The 16,489-nt window shown below is 64.1% G+C and carries 18 protein-coding genes and 1 other RNA gene; 7 read left to right on the top strand and 12 right to left on the bottom strand.

What is annotated here, in order from left to right; genetic code table 11:
* The first annotated feature begins 109 nt into the window (after positions 1-109).
* Positions 110-697 carry a DUF4167 domain-containing protein gene (locus ACFC2Y_RS11795; RefSeq protein ID WP_375172875.1) on the top strand — a complete coding sequence of 196 codons (588 nt, stop codon included), beginning with the start codon at positions 110-112 and terminating at the stop codon, positions 695-697.
* Here ACFC2Y_RS11795 and ACFC2Y_RS11790 read toward each other — a convergent pair whose 3' ends face one another.
* From ACFC2Y_RS11790 to fumC, 3 genes are all read right to left on the bottom strand, one after another.
* Entirely contained in the window at positions 698-913 is a 216-nt protein-coding gene (locus ACFC2Y_RS11790; RefSeq protein WP_375172876.1) for a ribbon-helix-helix domain-containing protein, read from the bottom strand. It abuts the gene before it with no gap.
* Entirely contained in the window at positions 913-1,101 is a 189-nt protein-coding gene (locus ACFC2Y_RS11785; RefSeq protein ID WP_375172877.1) for a DUF4169 family protein, read from the bottom strand. Before ACFC2Y_RS11785 ends, ACFC2Y_RS11790 begins: the two co-directional genes overlap by 1 nt.
* A gap of 124 nt (positions 1,102-1,225) precedes the next feature.
* On the bottom strand, positions 1,226-2,620 hold the full coding sequence (gene fumC, locus ACFC2Y_RS11780; protein ID WP_375172878.1) for a class II fumarate hydratase: 1,395 nt from the start codon (positions 2,618-2,620) through the stop codon (positions 1,226-1,228).
* A 134-nt stretch (positions 2,621-2,754) separates the two neighbouring features.
* Here fumC and ACFC2Y_RS11775 point away from each other — a divergent pair, with 134 nt between their 5' ends.
* Entirely contained in the window at positions 2,755-3,345 is a 591-nt protein-coding gene (locus ACFC2Y_RS11775; protein ID WP_375172879.1) for a TetR/AcrR family transcriptional regulator, read from the top strand.
* 30 nt (positions 3,346-3,375) lie between these two features.
* On the opposite strand, the gene ACFC2Y_RS11770 is transcribed toward ACFC2Y_RS11775, so the two are convergent.
* The 5 genes from ACFC2Y_RS11770 to ACFC2Y_RS11750 all read right to left on the bottom strand — a co-directional run bounded on the left by ACFC2Y_RS11770 (position 3,376) and on the right by ACFC2Y_RS11750 (position 7,084).
* Positions 3,376-3,933 carry a class I SAM-dependent methyltransferase gene (locus ACFC2Y_RS11770; protein WP_375172880.1) on the bottom strand — a complete coding sequence of 186 codons (558 nt, stop codon included), beginning with the start codon at positions 3,931-3,933 and terminating at the stop codon, positions 3,376-3,378.
* A 106-nt stretch (positions 3,934-4,039) separates the two neighbouring features.
* Positions 4,040-4,537 carry an SspB family protein gene (locus ACFC2Y_RS11765; RefSeq protein ID WP_375172881.1) on the bottom strand — a complete coding sequence of 166 codons (498 nt, stop codon included), beginning with the start codon at positions 4,535-4,537 and terminating at the stop codon, positions 4,040-4,042.
* A gap of 67 nt (positions 4,538-4,604) precedes the next feature.
* A complete protein-coding gene (chrA, locus tag ACFC2Y_RS11760; RefSeq protein ID WP_375172882.1) occupies positions 4,605-5,843 on the bottom strand; it encodes a chromate efflux transporter in 1,239 nt (412 codons plus the stop codon).
* Positions 5,840-6,649, bottom strand: coding sequence for a chromate resistance protein ChrB domain-containing protein (locus ACFC2Y_RS11755; RefSeq protein WP_375172883.1), 810 nt, complete (start codon positions 6,647-6,649; stop codon positions 5,840-5,842). Before ACFC2Y_RS11755 ends, chrA begins: the two co-directional genes overlap by 4 nt.
* A gap of 126 nt (positions 6,650-6,775) precedes the next feature.
* A complete protein-coding gene (locus ACFC2Y_RS11750) occupies positions 6,776-7,084 on the bottom strand; it encodes an NIPSNAP family protein (protein ID WP_375172884.1) in 309 nt (102 codons plus the stop codon).
* A 105-nt stretch (positions 7,085-7,189) separates the two neighbouring features.
* Between ACFC2Y_RS11750 and ACFC2Y_RS11745 the strand changes: the two genes are divergently transcribed.
* Entirely contained in the window at positions 7,190-7,888 is a 699-nt protein-coding gene (locus ACFC2Y_RS11745; protein WP_375172885.1) for an ArsR/SmtB family transcription factor, read from the top strand.
* Between the two features lie 37 nt (positions 7,889-7,925).
* On the opposite strand, the gene ssrA is transcribed toward ACFC2Y_RS11745, so the two are convergent.
* Positions 7,926-8,300: a transfer-messenger RNA gene (ssrA, locus tag ACFC2Y_RS11740) on the bottom strand.
* 58 nt (positions 8,301-8,358) lie between these two features.
* Between ssrA and ACFC2Y_RS11735 the strand changes: the two genes are divergently transcribed.
* The gene (locus tag ACFC2Y_RS11735) at positions 8,359-9,849 is read left to right on the top strand and encodes a hypothetical protein (protein ID WP_375172886.1); all 1,491 of its coding nucleotides are present in this window, start codon (positions 8,359-8,361) and stop codon (positions 9,847-9,849) included.
* 66 nt (positions 9,850-9,915) lie between these two features.
* On the opposite strand, the gene tyrS is transcribed toward ACFC2Y_RS11735, so the two are convergent.
* Positions 9,916-11,169, bottom strand: a complete 1,254-nt coding sequence (gene tyrS / locus ACFC2Y_RS11730; RefSeq protein WP_375172887.1) for a tyrosine--tRNA ligase — start codon at positions 11,167-11,169, stop codon at positions 9,916-9,918.
* A gap of 112 nt (positions 11,170-11,281) precedes the next feature.
* Between tyrS and ACFC2Y_RS11725 the strand changes: the two genes are divergently transcribed.
* The 3 genes from ACFC2Y_RS11725 to ACFC2Y_RS11715 all read left to right on the top strand — a co-directional run bounded on the left by ACFC2Y_RS11725 (position 11,282) and on the right by ACFC2Y_RS11715 (position 13,870).
* On the top strand, positions 11,282-12,340 hold the full coding sequence (locus ACFC2Y_RS11725; RefSeq protein ID WP_375173721.1) for an anhydro-N-acetylmuramic acid kinase: 1,059 nt from the start codon (positions 11,282-11,284) through the stop codon (positions 12,338-12,340).
* Between the two features lie 191 nt (positions 12,341-12,531).
* Positions 12,532-13,092: a type 1 glutamine amidotransferase domain-containing protein gene (locus ACFC2Y_RS11720; protein WP_375172888.1), complete on the top strand. Its 561-nt coding sequence runs from the start codon at positions 12,532-12,534 to the stop codon at positions 13,090-13,092.
* A gap of 160 nt (positions 13,093-13,252) precedes the next feature.
* Positions 13,253-13,870 carry a VPLPA-CTERM sorting domain-containing protein gene (locus tag ACFC2Y_RS11715; RefSeq protein ID WP_375172889.1) on the top strand — a complete coding sequence of 206 codons (618 nt, stop codon included), beginning with the start codon at positions 13,253-13,255 and terminating at the stop codon, positions 13,868-13,870.
* A 52-nt stretch (positions 13,871-13,922) separates the two neighbouring features.
* Here ACFC2Y_RS11715 and ACFC2Y_RS11710 read toward each other — a convergent pair whose 3' ends face one another.
* Both ACFC2Y_RS11710 and ACFC2Y_RS11705 read right to left on the bottom strand, forming a co-directional pair.
* Entirely contained in the window at positions 13,923-15,137 is a 1,215-nt protein-coding gene (locus ACFC2Y_RS11710) for an NADP-dependent isocitrate dehydrogenase (protein ID WP_375172890.1), read from the bottom strand.
* 102 nt (positions 15,138-15,239) lie between these two features.
* Positions 15,240-16,463 (bottom strand): MFS transporter, encoded by a 1,224-nt coding sequence (locus tag ACFC2Y_RS11705; RefSeq protein WP_375172891.1) that lies wholly within the window; start codon positions 16,461-16,463, stop codon positions 15,240-15,242.
* Positions 16,464-16,489 lie beyond the last annotated feature (26 nt).

Here is a 16,489-nt window from a genome sequence, read left to right as displayed (position 1 = left end):
GCGTCCCCCTCGACGGCAGTTAAGCCCACAGTGTCTACCGCCGCCTCCGCGCAATTCAGCGCAGGCAGGGGCAAACGACAGCCCAATCAGCAAGGCTCATCACAGGCTCATGAGATCTTCTAAATCACGTTCGCGCAACAAGTCGAACCGCAACCGGAATATCGGCAATATCGTCAACCGGGTGTTCGACAGCTCCGGTCCCGAGGGCAAGGTGCGCGGGACCCCGCAGCAGATCATCGACAAGTACAACCAGCTGGCGCGCGACGCACAGCTGGCCGGTGACCGCGTTGCCACCGAGAACTTTCAACAACATGCGGAACATTACCTGCGCATGCTGGGCACCGCCCAGAAAGAGCAGGACAAACAACGCGAACAGCAGGAATCGGAAAACCGCAAGCGGCAGTCCGAGCGCGACCGCGCGCGGCAGGATCAGGATGGCAACGATGGCGCGCAGGGCGGCAAGCCCGATCCTTCGACCACCGACCAGCCAGATGTCCTGGATGTGGACGCGGGCGAGGCCGACACTGGCCTGGTCGAGACGCCGGAAAGCCAGTCGAGCGAAGAGCCGAAGTCCAAGCCCAAACGCAGCTACAACCGCAAGCCCCGCGCCAAGCGGAGCGAGGGTGAGGGCGGTGGTTCGGACAGCGGGTCGTCGGATGGCGGGTCTTCGGACGGCAACGCAACCGCAGCTGAATAATCATCCACGGTAACGGGTCAGGATATAGACCCGTATGGCCGAGGCCAGGCCGGCATCCGTGCCGCGCGCCTCGTCGATCTCTGCCGCCAGGGCATTGATCGGCTTGCCTTCTTCTTTCGCGATATCGCGGAAGGCATCCCAGAATTCCGCTTCCAGTGATACGCTGGTGCGATGTCCGCGCAGCGTGAGAGAGCGTTTCTGCGGGCGGGCGGACATCACTCTTCGTCTTGGTCCCGCTTGTGCCCGTCCAGGGCGCGTTCCGCCTTCTTCCGCTCGGCCTCAGTCAGCCGACGCTCGGCCTTGGTGCGGCCGAATTTCGCCGCGTTGGCATCCGCCGCCGCGCGTTTTTCAGCGCGGGCGCGGTCCTTTCGGAAGCGGTTGAGGTTGACGATCTTGTCGGACATGGGGGCAGCCTATCCGCGGATGTGGCCAAAGGGGAAGGGGTCAGTTGCGGTGTGTCCGCCCGGGGGCAAGACAAAGGCCCGCTGCGGGAACAGCGGGCCCTTCCTTCGCGTGGTTCCGGGACGATCAGGCCTTGGGGCCGATCATGTCCTCGGGGCGCACGACCTTGTCGAAGGTTTCCTCGTCCACGAAGCCAAGCGCGATGGCCTCTTCCTTCAGCGTGGTGCCGTTCTTGTGCGCGGTCTTGGCGACCTTGGTGGCATTGTCATAGCCGATGGTCGGGGCCAGGGCGGTGACCAGCATCAGGCTTTCCTGCATCAGCTTCTGGATGCGCGGCTTGTTGGCCTCGATGCCCGAAAGCATCCGCTCGGTGAAGCTGTCGGCGACGTCGCCGATCAGCTGCATGGATTGCAGAAGATTGTAGGACATCATGGGGTTGTAGACGTTCAGTTCGAAATGGCCCTGGGACCCGGCGAACTTCATCGCCGCGTCATTGCCCATGACGTGGGCCGCGACCTGGGTCATCGCCTCGGCCTGGGTCGGGTTGACCTTGCCGGGCATGATCGAGGAGCCGGGTTCGTTTTCCGGAAGGATCAACTCGCCCAGACCGGAGCGGGGGCCGGAGCCGAGGAAGCGGATGTCGTTGGCGATCTTGTACATGGCACCGGCCACGGTCGCGAGGGCGCCGGACATGAAGACCATGGCGTCATGGGCGGCGAGCGCCTCGAACTTGTTGGGGGCGGTGACAAAGGGCAGGCCGGTGATGTCGGCCATGTGACCGGCGACGGTTTCGCCCCAGCCCTGTTTCGTGTTCAGGCCGGTGCCGACGGCGGTGCCGCCCTGCGCCAGTTCGTAGATGCCGGGCAGGGCCATCTCGATCCGTTTGATCCCATTGCGAATCTGCATGGCGTAGCCGGAGAATTCCTGGCCAAGGGTCAGCGGGGTCGCATCCTGCGTGTGGGTCCGGCCGATCTTGATGATGTCCTTGAATTCCTCGGACTTGGCTTCCAGCGCCTCGGCCAGTTTGGTCAGGCCGGGCAGCAGCACGTCGCGGGCGGTGGTCGCCGCGGCGATATGCATGGCCGTCGGGAAGGTGTCGTTGGAGGACTGGCCCATGTTGCAGTGGTCGTTCGGGTGCACCGGGTCCTTGGAGCCGATCTCGCCGCCGAGGATTTCGATCGCGCGGTTGGCGATGACCTCGTTGGCGTTCATGTTCGACTGGGTGCCGGAGCCGGTCTGCCAGACAACCAGCGGGAAGTTGTCGTCGAATTTGCCGTCCACGACCTCGCCCGCGGCCTGGATGATCGCCTCGGCCAGTTTGCCGTCCAGCGCGCCGCTGTCGCGGTTGGCGATGGCGCAGGCCTTCTTGATGACGCCGAGGGCGCGCACGATGGCGACGGGCTGCTTTTCCCAACCAATGGGGAAGTTCATGATCGAGCGCTGCGTCTGCGCGCCCCAATACTTGTCTGCGGGAACTTCAAGCGGGCCGAAACTGTCGCTTTCGGTGCGGGTCTGGGTCATCGTGGTCTACTCCGATCGTGCAGGTTGGGCAGGCTATACGCGCTTGGCCCCGGGCACGCAATCGCGCGAAGAATCTTGTGGCCCTATCCATTTGGGATCTTGTGTCAGAATATGTGTTCCGACATAGTTCAACTATGCCACGTAAACCCTCCCACACACCCGAAAGTCTCGCCGATGGCGCTCTCGCGCAGTTTTGGTGGGGCGGATATGAAGCGACCTCCATGGACAAGCTGGTCAAGAAGACCGGTGTCAGCCGTCATGGGATCTATTCCGACTACGGGGGGAAAAAGGCGCTCTACCTCGCCTGTTTCCCGCGGTACCACGAGCATGTGGTGGCGCCGATCCTCAACCCGGTGACGGGGTCGGGGGACGGGCTGGCGGCGATCGTGGGCTATTTCGGCCGCATGGTGGAGATGGCCGAGGGGATCGGCCTGCCGGGACCAGGCTGTTTCGTGGTCAATGCGGCGACGGAAACCGCACCGCATGACCCTGAGATTGCCGTGAAAGTGGCCGAGCATAACCTGCGGATGGAAAACGCCTTTGCTACCGCGCTGGAGCGGGAGCAGGCGACGCGGCTGCCCGTGGCGCATCGGCGGGCGCTGGCGCGGACGACGACGATCTTTGCCAACGGGCTGTGGACGGCCTCGCGCAGCGTCGACAAGGTCGAGGTGCTGCGGGAACATGCGGCGGTCTACCTGGATTTGCTGGAATACCGTTTGAAGTAAACCGGTTGTAGGGTGGAGTTAAACCCCACCCTACTGGGCGCGGCGGCGGAATTCGAACACGCGCGCGGGCGGCAGGTTGGCCCAGACCGTGGCGCGTTTGCGGGCGGTGATGCCCATCTGCGCCTGTACCTCGGCCGGGATCGGGGCGTTCGGGGAATAGGTGATCTGGACAAAGACGCCCTCGGCGGAGAGCACGTTGAACGCGCGGCCGACGACCTCGCGCTGGATCTGGGGGCGGGCCAGGACCGGCACGCCGGAGATCACGCAGCCGAGGTTTGTGACGCCGATCTGTTCGATCTCCTGCGCCGGGCGGTTGAGGACGGTCACCCCGGGGAATTTCTGGCGCAACTCCTCGCAGAAGCGCGGGTTCAACTCCATCAGGATCAGCCGGTCGGGCGCGACGCCGCGGTTCAGGATGGCGCGAGTGAAGCTGCCCGTGCCGGGGCCGATTTCGACGATCGGGCCGGTCACCTCTTCCACGCCTTCGGTCATGCGCCGTGCCACGGCGGCTGAGGAGGGGGCGATGGCGGACACTTCTCTCGGGTTGCGCATCATCTCCGACAGAAAGACGGTGAAATCACTGGCCATGACCTTGGTTCCTCCTGGCTGCTTGGCTGGCAGAACAGAACGCCGGTCACGCGGAGCTGGCAAGCAGCTCCTTCGTGTTTTTACAAAAATTTCATGATGTTACGGATTACTTCCGAAACTTGTCCAGTTGAACCACTTCGGCGTCATGGGCCGGGGACTCGCCGCCCGGTTCGTCCGTGGGCGCGGGCTTTTCCTCGCGTAGGGGGCGGGCAGGGTCGGCTTCGTCGATCTCGTCGTCCTCGGCGCTGTCGTCCTGGGTTTCGAACCGCAGGCCGAACTCCACCGAGGGGTCGACGAAGGTCAGGATGGCGTCGAAGGGGATGCGCAGCCGTTCCGGCGAATCGCCGAAGTTCAGCGTGATGGCAAAGCCCTCGTCATCGACTTCCAGCGCGTCGAACCAGTGTTGCAGGACGACCGTCATCTCGGACGGGTAGCGGTCCTTCAGCCAGTCGGCCAGACGTGCGTCTTCGTGGCGGGTGTCGAAGGTGATGAAGAAATGATGGCTGCCCGGCAGACCGTTTTCGGCGACATCTGCCAGCACTTCCTGAATCAGGCCCCGCATGGCGCGGTGCATCAGGTTTCCATAGTCAATTGAACGCGACATCTAGTGTTCCAACACTCTTCCAGACCAAGCATAGGAGATTCGTCCCGAAACGAAAGCTCTGTCTCGGTCATAATCCGAAGAAATGCCCAAGCACCATGGCCAGCAGAGCCATCACGCCGATGGCGGGCAAAATCGTCAGCCGGAGGAGGGCGAGGGCGGCAGTAGCGGTCAATATTGCGGCAAGCGGTGAGAGGGGGCCGAGGGACCGAGGCAGACCGGCGGGGGCGTCGATTTCGGGAAAGAGCACGTGGAGGCTGAACCAGATCGACAGGTTGAGAATCACGCCAACCACGGCGGCGGTGATCGCCGACAGCGCCCCGCTCAGGCGCGGGTTGGACAACAGGCGGTCGACATGCGGGGCGAAGGTGAAAATCCACAGGAAACAGGGCACAAAGGTCATCCAGAGGGTCAGGAGGCCGGCCAGCAGGCCAAGCGTCCAACCACCCTGGAGGATCCCCGCGAGATGGCCGGTGAACTGGGTGACAAGGATCAGCGGGCCGGGCGTGGTTTCGGCGAGGCCAAGCGCGTCGATCATCTGTGGCGCGGTGAGCCAGCCATGGGTCTGCACGACCTCCTGCGTCATATAGGCGAGCACGGCATAGGCGCCGCCAAAGGTCACGACGGCGAGTTTGGCGAAGAAAAGCGCCAGCGCGGTAAGGAAGGGCGCGTCGAAGAGGGAGAGCAAGACCAGCGGCGCGGCCCAGAGCAGGCCCCAGACGAGCGCGGTACGCAGGGTGGCGGGCCAATCGGCCGGGAGGCTTGCGCTGTTTCGGTCCGTAGGCCTTGTCGTCACCAGTCCCCAAAGCGTGGCGCAGAGGATGATCAGCGGGAAAGGCAGGTTGAAAAGGAAAAGCGCGAGAAACGACAGCCCCGCCAGCACCCAGTGATCGCGGCCCTTCAACGCCTTGCGCGACAGACGCCAGAGGGCCTGAAAGACGATCACGATGACCAGCGCCTTGATGCCGAGAAAGGCGGACTGAACCAGCGGGACATCCCCATAGGCCGCATAGGCGAAGGCAAGGGCGGCGATGACCAGTGCCCCCGGCAAGACAAAGAGCAGCCCGGCGAGCAGCCCGCCCAGGGTGCCGCGCAGCCGCCATCCGGTGTAGGTGGCCAGCTGCATCGCCTCTGGCCCCGGGAGCAACATGCAGAAGGACAGGGCGCCCAGGAAATCCTTTTCCGTCAGCCACTTGTGTCGGTCGACGAGGGCCTCGTGCATCAAGGCGATCTGCGCCGCCGGCCCGCCAAAGGACAGCAGGCCGATACGCCCGAAGGTGCGGGTCATGTCGGACCAGGAGGGGGTCATTTTCCGCCCCCCGGCCAGTCGTGGGTTTCGTCACGCCCGTCGCGCGCCCATCTGTAGAGCGCGTCGTAGAGGGTCAGCCCGGCCTCCATCTGTGCGATGTCGTCGCGGTGGAGGCGCGACAGGCCGACGGAGATGGCCAGAAGACCCGCGGCTTCGGGCGCAAGGTCGTGACGGTCGGTATCGGCCGCGCGGATGACACGGGCGATGTGGTCGAGCGGGTCACTGTGCAGGCCGAATTCAGATAGCATGGTGTCAAAGGTGCAGAGGTCATCGCGGTGGCTGAACCTGACGTTTTCCACGTCGAAAGGGGTTGCGTCGAATTTCTCGGCAACGGCCATGACTTCGGACGGGGCGACGAAGAGGACCCGCGCGGTCGGGTCGACAAATCTCCGGATCAGCCAGGGGCAGGCGATGCGGTCTATCTTGGGCCGATGGCGCGTGACCCAGAGGGTTCCGCCACGTGTCAGACCGGGCAGGGCGGTGGCATCGACGGTCGGGGCCTGAGCCTCGGTCCAGCCGAGCATGCCGCCCGCAAGGGTTTCCGCCGACGTTCCGGACGCGCGCAGAAGGGCGGCGGCCCCCTGAGACAGCTTCTGCCCCCTGTGGCAGACGATCACGGCCGGGCGGTCCCGGGCAGTGGTCTGAATGGCGAGGTGATCGTCGAACCGGATGCGCCGCGCGCCGGGAATGAGGCGCGGGACGGCGTCGAAGTCTTCGTCGGTGCGTACGTCGATGAGGACCGGGGCCTGCGATGTGCCGATCAGGCGGAGGAGTTGCTGAGAGGTAATTTCAGTAGGGCCAGGCATGGGCATGAGTCCTTCGGAAAGGTGCACATGCGAACCTTGGGCTGGCGCCTCACGGGGCGTTCGCGTTGATCCCCATGCCCCATGGGTGCGGGCAGGGGGACGATTCGTCAAGGTTTGTCGGGAGGGTCAGCCCTGATCGACGCGGGCGAGCCAGGTGCGGTCCTCCTTCAGGATGAACTTTTCGCTCATGGCGAAGTCGTAGTTCTGTTTGCCAAGCGGATCTGCTGCGAGGCGGGCGCGGTAGGCCTCATAGGCGGCGAGGCTTTCGATATTGTAGATCCCGTAGGCGAGGGTCGAGGAGCCTTCGCGCGGGGAGAAATAGCCGATGAGGTCCGCCCCGTTGCGGGGAATGCACTGACCCCAGGTGCGGGCGTATTCCTCAAACTGTGCGCGTTTTGTGGGGTCGATGTCGTAGCGGATGATACAGGTCAGCATGGGGGCTCCGTCAGTTGTCATGCCGGCGGTCTAGCAAGCCGGGAGTGCCAAATGGTTCGGAAGGGGCCGAAGCATTCCGATGCGGGATGTGCTAGGGTGGCGGGTATGAAGGACGGACCGGATATCGCTTTGCTGGCGGCGCTGATCGGCGATCCGGGGCGGGCCAATATGCTGGTCGCCCTGTCGGATGGTCGCGCGCTGACGGCGGGGGAGTTGGCCGGCGTGGCGGGGGTGAGCTTGCCGACCGCCAGTGAACACCTGTCGCGCATGGTTGGTGCGGGGCTGCTGAGTGTCGCGAAACAGGGGCGGCACCGGTATTTTCGCCTCGCGGGCGAGGATGTCGGCCAGGCGTTGGAGGCGCTGATGTCGCTGGCGGAAGCGCGGGGGCATCACCGAGTGCGGACCGGGCCGCGTGACGCGGCGATGCGCGAGGCGCGAAGCTGTTACAAGCATCTGGCGGGCGGCATGGCCGTGCGCATGTACGACAGCCTACGGGAACGCGGGATGCTGGTGCTGGCGGAGGACGGATTGGTGCTGAGCGCGCAAGGACGCGCGGCGCTCGAGGATATGGGGGTTGCAGTGCCGCAGTTGAGGCGCGGGCCGATCTGTCGGGAATGCCTGGACTGGTCGGAACGGCGCATGCATCTGGCGGGGCCGCTCGGCACCGCGCTGCTGGATCATGTCCTGTCTGTCGGATGGGCCGATCGCGTTCCGGGCAGCCGGGTGATCCGGTTCCGCCCTGCCGGGCGTGCGGCCCTGGCGGCGGCGTTTCCGTTGCGCGAAGGGGTGTCTGTCGGGGAATGACCTGCAGGCTTCTGTTGCCAGGTGCCCGAAGGATGTAAGTGCCGGATTCTGTTGCCAGGCTCCGGCGGGCCCCGCCTTACGCTGCTAGGCGCAAGGACTTAGATTTCGATTCCTCGAACTGCTTACGCAGCCAGAGCAACCGGAGCACGATTGTCGTTTGCAATTGTACTGTTCGCACCGATAACGGTGGTAGCTCACCGGGACAAAGCAAACCCCTTTAGACGTTCGTCGATCCTATTTCGGCCCCATGACCCCGATGACTTCCCCAAACGAAGGATGCCGCCGGATGGTGGTTGGTGGAGCCGCCGGGTACCGCCCCCGGGTCCGATCCGCTTATTACGAGCGCGTTTATGTCCATAGTCGGTTGCCCGACGGGATAGATATAGGACCGCCCGGCGCGGATTTCAAAGGGTTTCGGTTGTGATTTTGCGCGTGTCGGTGAACCATTCGCCCCAGCAAGGGAGGCAGGCATGGCAGAGGCAAAGCATCGCCCGGTGATCGTCGGCGTGGGGCAGGTGAACGACCGGCCTGAGGTGGCGGAAGAGGGTCGCGATTCACTGGAGCTGATGGAGGCCGGGTTGCGTCTGGCCGACCGGGATGCCGGGGGTGGCTGGCTGGCGGGGCTGGACCGGGTGGCGACGGTGGATCAGATCTCCTTTCCGGATCTCGACGGGATCGCGGGGACGCTGGCGGAGCGTCTTGGTGCGACGGGGGCGGTCTGTGAGACGACGGAGCTGCCGCATGGAGACAGCCCCGTCCGGCTGCTGAACGAGGCGGTGAACCGGATCGCGGCGGGCGAGGAGCGCGTCGTGGCGATTGTCGGGGCGGAGGCGCTGCGGACAGCGGCGGCCCGGGCGCGGGCCAATGGCACACGGCCCGGCGATATCCTGCGTGGCAATCCGAAGCGGTCGGTGGCACCTTATCGCGCGGCCTTCGGGCTGACGGCACCGGTGGACCTTTACCCGATTTATGAAAACGCCTGCCGCCATGCCTGGGGGCAAAGCCTGGCGGAGGGGCAGGCGGAAACCGGGGTGATCTGGTCGGACATGGCGGCGGTCGCGGCGCGGACGGAGGCGGCCTGGCTGCGCGGCGGGGCAACGGCAGAGGAGGTGGTGACGCCTGGGCCGTCCAACCGCCCGATCGCCCATCCCTACACCAAGCTCATGGTGGCCAATGCCAGCGTCAACCAGGGCGCCGGGTTCCTCGTGACCTCCGAGGCGGAGGCCCTGCGCCGGGGCGTGGCGCTGGACCGATTGGTCCATGTCGGCTACGGCGCCGGGGCCAAGGAACCGGCGGAGTTTCTGGAGAGGGAGGGGTACTGGCGCTCCGTCTCCATGGAGGAGGTGCTGCGCGCAACGTTGGACTTCAACGGTGTGAGCGCGGGTGATCTGAACCATGTGGAGCTATATTCCTGCTTTCCCTGCGTGCCGAAACTGGCGCGGCGGGTGCTGGACTGGCCGCTGGAGCGTCCGGTGACGGTCTTTGGCGGGCTGACCTTCGGCGGCGCGCCGGTGGCCAATTACATGTCCCATGCGCTGGCCTGCATGGTTGAGCAGCTGCGGGGGACCGGGGACAAGGGGCTGCTATACGGCAATGGTGGAATCGTCACGACGAACCATGCGATTTTGCTTTCGGGTCAGCGGCTTGACGGTTTTGATGGCCCGCGGTCCTCGGACGTTCAGACCCGGGCGGATGCGCGGCGGCGATCTGCGCCGGGGGTCGATGAGGCATATGAGGGCGCGGTGACGGTGGAGAGCTGGACGGTGCGTTATGACCGGGAGGGACAGCCCGCGCGGGCCGTCATCGTGGCGCGCACCGAAGCGGACGCGCGGACGCTGGCGGAGGTGCCCGTGTCGGAGAGTGCGCTGGTCGAGCGGCTGACGGACGGGACGCTTGATCCGATTGGGATGGCGGGGCGGATAGAGGTGTGTGAAGGGGCGAGACTCTTCGCCTTTACCTGATATCGAAAGGAACAAAAAACGCCGCCATCGCGGGATGGCGGCGTTTGATTCCGTGTCTGGCGGCAATTACCCCGCCAGCTTCACCAGCGCGTGCCGCTTCTTGCCCGCCGAGAGCTTGACCGGGGAGGCCAGCGCCGTGGCGTCAAGCACCAGCCCCGCATCGGTCAACGGCGCGTCGTCGATCCGCGCGCCATTGTCGGCGATCAGGCGTTTCGCTTCCTTCCCGGTCTTGGCGAGGCCCGAGCGGACGAGTAGCTGGACCACGGAGATGCCGTCGCCGACCTCTTCTGCCGTCAGGTCCAGGGTCGGGAGGTCGTCACCCACGCCGCCTTTTTCAAAGACCTCGCGCGCGGTCGCCTCGGCGGCGGCAGCGGCCTCCGCCCCGTGGCAGAGCGTCGTGACGGCGTTGGCGAGAACGATCTTCGCATCATTGATCTCCGACCCGCCGAGCGCGGCAAGACGGTCGCATTCCTCCACCGGCAGTTCGGTATAGAGCTTGAGGAACCGGCCCACATCGGCATCGGTGGTGTTGCGCCAGAACTGCCAGAATTCGTAGGGGCTGAGCATGTCGGCATTGAGCCACATGGCGCCACCCTGGCTCTTGCCCATCTTCTTGCCGTCCGAGGTGGTCAACAGCGGCGAGGTGAGGCCGAAGATCTGGTGATCCAGCACGCGCCGGGTCAGGTCGATGCCGTTGACGATATTGCCCCACTGGTCCGAGCCGCCCATCTGGAGCAGGCAGCCGTAGCGGCGGTTGAGCTCCAGAAAATCATAGGCCTGCAGGATCATGTAGTTGAATTCGAGAAAGCTGAGCGACTGTTCGCGGTCCAGCCGGGATTTCACCGACTCGAAGCTGAGCATCCGGTTGACCGAAAAATGCCGACCGATATCGCGCAGGAAATCGAGGTAGTTCAGCCCGTCCAGCCATTCGGCATTGTTGAGCATCAGCGCATCGGTCGGCCCGTCGCCATAGGTCAGGTACTTGGCGAAGACCTGCTTCATGCCGTCGATATTGGCGTCGATCGCTTCGGGCGTCAGCAGGGGGCGTTCATCGGCGCGAAAGCTGGGATCGCCGACCTTGGTCGTGCCGCCGCCCATCAGGGTGATCGGCTTGTGCCCGGTTTTCTGCAGCCAGCGCAGCATCATGATGTTCAGCAGATGCCCGACATGCAGCGATTTGGCCGTGGCGTCATAGCCGATATAGGTGGGCACCACCCCCGCGCAGAGTGCATCATCGAGCGCCTGATAGTCGGTGCAGTCGGCGAGAAAGCCGCGCTCGATCATCACGCTCATGAAGTCCGACTTGGGATGGTATGTCATGTCTCTTGTCCCGGGTTGAGGTGCAGGGCACTCTATAGGCGGCAGGCAGGCGAAGGAAAAGACCGTGTCGAAGGCAGTTGCAAAGAAAGGCCCGGTGCGGGCGCTTGGCGCCATGTCGGGCACCTCGCTCGACGGGGTGGATGCGGCGGTGGTCGTGACCGATGGGGTGGATATCCTGGGCTTTGCCGAATGCGAGTATCGTAGCTACACGCCCGAAGATCGCACGGTGCTGCACCGGGCGCTTGGGCAATGGCCCAACGATCCGGATGTGGCGGAGGCCAAGCGCGTTGTCATGGCCGCGCATCAGGAACTGCTGGAGCGGTTTCGCGATGTGGAGATCGTGGGCTTTCACGGTCAGACCCTGGCGCATGACCCGCGCGGGCGGGGGACGCATCAGGTTGGGGATGGCGATATCCTGGCCGCGGATCTGGGCGTGCCGGTGGTCTGGGATTTCCGCTCGGCCGATGTGGATCTGGGGGGCGAGGGGGCGCCGCTGGTGCCTTTTTTCCACCACGCCTGCGCGCGCTGGATCGGGGCGGAGGCGCCGCTGGCCTTTCTCAACCTCGGCGGTGTGGGGAACCTGACCTGGGTCGACCCACGTATCGCACGGCCGGAGGCGGAAGGCGCGGTGCTGGCTTTTGACACCGGGCCCGCGAATGCGCCGATCAACGATCTGATGCTGGACCGGCGCGGGCTGGACTATGACGAGGACGGCAAGCTGGCGATGACCGGGCAAGTGGAAACCGGGGCGCTGGAGCTGTTTCTGGATGACCCCTATTTTTCGCGCATTCCGCCGAAGTCCCTGGATCGCAATGCCTTTCCGGAGATGATGTCCCTGGTCCGCGAGCTGGCGGATGCGGACGCGGCGGCGACGCTGACCGGGATGGCCGCGGCGGCCGTGCTGCGCGGGATGGAGCATTGTCCGGTCATGCCGGAGCAGCTGCTGGTCACCGGGGGCGGGCGGCGCAACCCGGTGATGATGGAGATGCTTTCCGTCGCGCTGGATTGTCCGGTGCTGCCGGTCGAGGAGGTCGGGCTGGACGGCGATATGCTGGAGGCGCAGGCCTTCGGCTATCTCGCAGTGCGGGTGGCGCGGGGGATGCCGACCTCCTGCCCCTCGACCACCGGTGTGAAGATGGCCGTGGGCGGCGGGCAGGTGTCGCGGCCGTAGAGGGCGCTGCCCCCGTCCTGCGGACTCCCCCGGAGTATTTTTGGAAAGGTGAAGGGGGGGGGTCCACCTCGGGGTCGGCGGGGAGGCTCCGATCCACGATGACGTGACCGATGGCACAGGAACCTTGCGGAGGCGGGACAGTTGATTCCGCGAATGGCCCGAGGGGCCTTTTTCGTATCAAGGAGGGAACAATGCCCGATATCACATCATCCCGCATCATCGTGCTGGCCACCGACGGTTTTGAACAGAGCGAGCTGGAAGTGCCGCGCGACAAGTTGTCCGCCGCAGGGGCCGAGGTTCATGTCGTGTCGCCGGACGGGAAGGCCATCCGGGGTTGGGACAAGAGCGACTGGGGCCGCGAGGCCGAGGTCCACAAGGCGCTAAGCGAGGTCAAACCGGAAGACTATGACGCCATCGTGCTGCCGGGCGGCCAGATCAACCCGGATATCCTGCGCACGAAGCCGGAGGCGGTGAGCTTCGTGAAGGCGATGCATGACCAGGGCAGGGTGGTCGCCGCGATCTGTCACGGTCCCTGGATGCTGGTCGAGGCCGGTGTCGTGAAGGGGCGGAAGGTGACCTCCTATCCGTCGATCCAGACCGACGTAAAGAATGCCGGCGGTCACTGGGAAGACAGCGAAGTGGTGACGGACAAGGGGATCATCACCTCACGCAAGCCCGACGACCTGGAGGCCTTCGTGGCCAAGATCATCGAAGAGGTCGAAGAAGGCAAACACGATCGCGCGGCTGCGTGAAATTAGGCTGGTGGTAGGAGTTAGCCACCAGCCAATGACGTCATATGCGGATCCGGCCGTAAGCACACTCCAGACGACGAGAGCACCTGGTAAACTTGACGCTACGGCACCTCGTCGCTTAGCATTCCCTGCGTTTGATGCATAGATTTGGGGGATGCTAATGCTTTATTCACGACTGCGAACTTTCGCGATTTTCCTTGTTTGTAGCCTGCCCGGAGCGCTCATTGCAGCCCCAGTCAGCCTCAACTTTATGGTCGAAGAATACTGCGAAGTAGATCACTACGATTTTTGTAACCCGGGCGGGGGGATGATCGGCACGAGTTTGACCGCACCGCCTCCGGCGGCGGGGGACGGAACGTTGGTGATCCGGGCGCGTGGCGATTTCGATGGTGCGTTGGAGGCGGTTGCGATCCTTCTGGACGGGGCGGTTTTCGGGGTTCTGTTCAACAATGATCCGTCCGACGACCCCTTCAGCGGGATCTCGGGCGATGTCGGCAATCAATATGCCAGTGTACTCGAGGCGACAGCGACTGTGGATGCCGCGTTGCTGAGTACCCTACTGGCCGACGGTATGGTCGATTTGGCGTTCTCGACCCGGCTCGCGGATACAGGGTTGGGGTACAATGAGGTGGGCAACAATCGAAACTCATACGATTTTCTAAGCGCGTCTCTTACCTATGACGCGACGCCGGCTGTTCCGCTTCCCGCCTCGGCGCTTTTGCTTATGGGCGGTTTGGCGGGTCTGTCGGTGCTGTCTCGGCGGCGACGTCAAAGATAGCAGAACGATTGCCAGCCGGTTGTTCCGGCTGGCTTTCTTTTTACAGAACGAATTATCCAGTCAGCGCCTTGTTGAGGTTCTCGTCCACCTTTTCGAGGAAACCCATTGTGGTCAGCCAGCCCTGATCCGGCCCGACCAGCAATGCGAGATCCTTGGTCATGTGGCCATCCTCCACCGTTTCGACGATGACCTTTTCCAGCGTCGTGGCAAAGGCCATGAGCGCGGTGTTTTCGTCCAGCTTGGCGCGGTGCTTCAGCCCGCCGGTCCAGGCGTAGATCGAGGCAATGGAATTGGTCGAGGTCGCTTCGCCAGCCTGGTGCTGGCGATAGTGGCGGGTGACGGTGCCATGGGCGGCCTCTGCCTCCACAATCTTGCCATCGGGGGTCATCAGCTGCGAGGTCATCAGCCCGAGGGAGCCGTAGCCCTGCGCCACGGTGTCGGATTGGACATCGCCGTCGTAGTTCTTGCAGGCCCAGACAAAACCGCCGTTCCACTTCATGGCGCAGGCGACCATGTCGTCGATCAGCCGGTGCTCGTACCAGATTTTCTTCTCCTTGAACCGCTCTTCGAATTCCTCCTCGAAGATCTGCTGGAACAGGTCTTTGAAGCGGCCGTCATAGGCCTTGAGGATCGTGTTCTTGGTGGAGAGATAGACCGGCCAGCCCATCATCAGCCCGTAGTTGAACGAGGCGCGGGCGAAGTCGATGATGGAGCTGTCGAGGTTGTACATCGACTGGAACACCCCGGCGGAGGGGGCGTCGAAGACCTCTTTCTCGATCACCGTGCCGTCCTCGCCTACGAATTTCATCGAGAGCTTGCCGGCGCAGGGGAAGGTGAAATCGGTGGCCTTGTACTGATCGCCAAACGCATGACGGCCGATAACGATCGGGCGGGTCCAGCCGGGGACGAGGCGGGGGACATTGCGGCAAATGATGGGCTGGCGGAAGACGACGCCGCCAAGGATGTTGCGGATCGTGCCGTTCGGGGATTTCCACATCTTCTTTAGGCCGAATTCCTCCACACGCGCTTCATCGGGCGTGATCGTGGCGCATTTGACCGCGACACCGATTTCCTTCGTCTTTTCAGCGGCGTCGATGGTGATCTGATCGTCCGTTCTGTCACGCTCCTCCATCCCGAGGTCGTAATAGAGCAGGTCGATGTCGAGATAGGGCAGGATCAGCTTGTCCTTGATGAACTGCCACATGATCCGGGTCATTTCGTCCCCGTCCATTTCGACTATCGGGTTGTCCACCTTGATCTTGGCCATCGGTCGCTCCTTCGCGATGCGGGTTCGGCTCCACACCTACCGCATCGCGGAATAGGGGGAAAGGAACGGAACAGAGCTAAGTCGGAAATGGTTACCAGCGGCTTAATCCGTGCGCGCCACGACCCCGGTCGGCCGGTCGAGGCGGCGCATCCAGAGCAATACGGGGATCGCGAGGACCAGCAGCGCTAGGGTGCCGATGATTTGGGGCAGGGTGGTGCCGTCGAAGGTCTGGGCGATGACGGTGGCGATGATGCCGCCGGTGACCGTGGCGATGGCCCCCATGACGCTGGCGCCGAGGCCCGCGATATGGCCGATCGGCTCCATCGCGAGGGCGTTCAGGTTTCCGACCGTCAGGCCCATCTGGTAGAAGACGACGGTCTGCCAGACAACGAAGCACCAGAAATAGACCTCCCCCTCCACGCCGAGCAGGGTGAGGGCGAGGATGAGGGCCGTGGCCAGGGTGGTGACGGCAAGTGCCAGGGTGCAGATGGCGCGCATGCCGTAGCGGATGACAAAGGCCGCGTTAACCATGGAGGAAGTGGCGCAAAAAATGCCGATCACGAAGAAGAAGATCGCGAATTGGGCGGCGCGGCCGAAGATCAGGTCGAAGGTTGGCTGAATCAGCGAGATCGAGGTGAACATGAGCGAGAAGATGATCACCTGGACAAAGATGGACCCGCGCACCATCGGCAGGGCCATCATCTCTTTCAGCGCGAGCCAGAGCGCGGCGAGGCGGAAGGGGCGTCTGTCCGCGCGGGGCAGGGATTCGTCCAGCCGCCCGTTCATCCAGAGGTTCGAGACGGTCGCGAAGACGATGAAACTGATGAAGATGCTGCGCCAGCCGCCGATGCCGATCACCAGTTCGCCCAGAAAGGGGGCCAGGGCGGGGACGATGGTGAAGACGACCATGACGAAGCTCATGATCCGGGCCATTTCGCGCCCGGCGTAGAGGTCCCGCACGATGGCGAGCGAGACGACGCGCGGCCCGGCGGCACCGATCCCCTGCATGACGCGGGCGACGACCATCAGCTCCATCGTCGGGGCGGCCCAGGCGAGGGTGGCGCCCAGGATATAGAGCGCCGCGCCGAGGTTGATGATCGTCTTGCGCCCGAAGGTGTCCGACAGCGGCCCGGTGAAGAGCGTGCCGACGCCCATGCCGATGATGAAGGCGGTGAGGATGAGTTGCGCCCGGTTTGGCGCATCGGGGGTCAGATCCGCCGCGATTTCCGGCATGGCGGGCAGCATGGAATCGATGGAGAAGGCGACGGTGGCCACCATCATGGCCATGATGGCGACAAACTCGGATTGGGATATCTTGGATGACATGGGGGCCTTTGGCGCGGAACGCCCCC

Source organism: Pseudooceanicola sp., assembly GCF_041987405.1.
GTDB lineage: Bacteria > Pseudomonadota > Alphaproteobacteria > Rhodobacterales > Rhodobacteraceae > Pseudooceanicola.
Note: the sequence above shows the minus strand (reverse complement) of the source record. Positions and strands in the feature narration are given on the sequence as shown.

Excerpts from the sequence above, each read along its gene's own strand:
- ACFC2Y_RS11795 (WP_375172875.1), top strand. The coding sequence starts at position 110 with ATGAGATCTTCTAAATCACGTTCGCGCAACAAGTCGAACCGCAACCGG.
- ACFC2Y_RS11790 (WP_375172876.1), bottom strand. The coding sequence starts at position 913 with ATGTCCGCCCGCCCGCAGAAACGCTCTCTCACGCTGCGCGGACATCGC.
- ACFC2Y_RS11785 (WP_375172877.1), bottom strand. The coding sequence starts at position 1,101 with ATGTCCGACAAGATCGTCAACCTCAACCGCTTCCGAAAGGACCGCGCC.
- fumC (WP_375172878.1), bottom strand. The coding sequence starts at position 2,620 with ATGACCCAGACCCGCACCGAAAGCGACAGTTTCGGCCCGCTTGAAGTT.
- ACFC2Y_RS11775 (WP_375172879.1), top strand. The coding sequence starts at position 2,755 with ATGCCACGTAAACCCTCCCACACACCCGAAAGTCTCGCCGATGGCGCT.
- ACFC2Y_RS11770 (WP_375172880.1), bottom strand. The coding sequence starts at position 3,933 with ATGGCCAGTGATTTCACCGTCTTTCTGTCGGAGATGATGCGCAACCCG.
- ACFC2Y_RS11765 (WP_375172881.1), bottom strand. The coding sequence starts at position 4,537 with ATGTCGCGTTCAATTGACTATGGAAACCTGATGCACCGCGCCATGCGG.
- chrA (WP_375172882.1), bottom strand. The coding sequence starts at position 5,843 with ATGACCCCCTCCTGGTCCGACATGACCCGCACCTTCGGGCGTATCGGC.
- ACFC2Y_RS11755 (WP_375172883.1), bottom strand. The coding sequence starts at position 6,649 with ATGCCTGGCCCTACTGAAATTACCTCTCAGCAACTCCTCCGCCTGATC.
- ACFC2Y_RS11750 (WP_375172884.1), bottom strand. The coding sequence starts at position 7,084 with ATGCTGACCTGTATCATCCGCTACGACATCGACCCCACAAAACGCGCA.
- ACFC2Y_RS11745 (WP_375172885.1), top strand. The coding sequence starts at position 7,190 with ATGAAGGACGGACCGGATATCGCTTTGCTGGCGGCGCTGATCGGCGAT.
- ACFC2Y_RS11735 (WP_375172886.1), top strand. The coding sequence starts at position 8,359 with ATGGCAGAGGCAAAGCATCGCCCGGTGATCGTCGGCGTGGGGCAGGTG.
- tyrS (WP_375172887.1), bottom strand. The coding sequence starts at position 11,169 with ATGACATACCATCCCAAGTCGGACTTCATGAGCGTGATGATCGAGCGC.
- ACFC2Y_RS11725 (WP_375173721.1), top strand. The coding sequence starts at position 11,282 with ATGTCGGGCACCTCGCTCGACGGGGTGGATGCGGCGGTGGTCGTGACC.
- ACFC2Y_RS11720 (WP_375172888.1), top strand. The coding sequence starts at position 12,532 with ATGCCCGATATCACATCATCCCGCATCATCGTGCTGGCCACCGACGGT.
- ACFC2Y_RS11715 (WP_375172889.1), top strand. The coding sequence starts at position 13,253 with ATGCTTTATTCACGACTGCGAACTTTCGCGATTTTCCTTGTTTGTAGC.
- ACFC2Y_RS11710 (WP_375172890.1), bottom strand. The coding sequence starts at position 15,137 with ATGGCCAAGATCAAGGTGGACAACCCGATAGTCGAAATGGACGGGGAC.
- ACFC2Y_RS11705 (WP_375172891.1), bottom strand. The coding sequence starts at position 16,463 with ATGTCATCCAAGATATCCCAATCCGAGTTTGTCGCCATCATGGCCATG.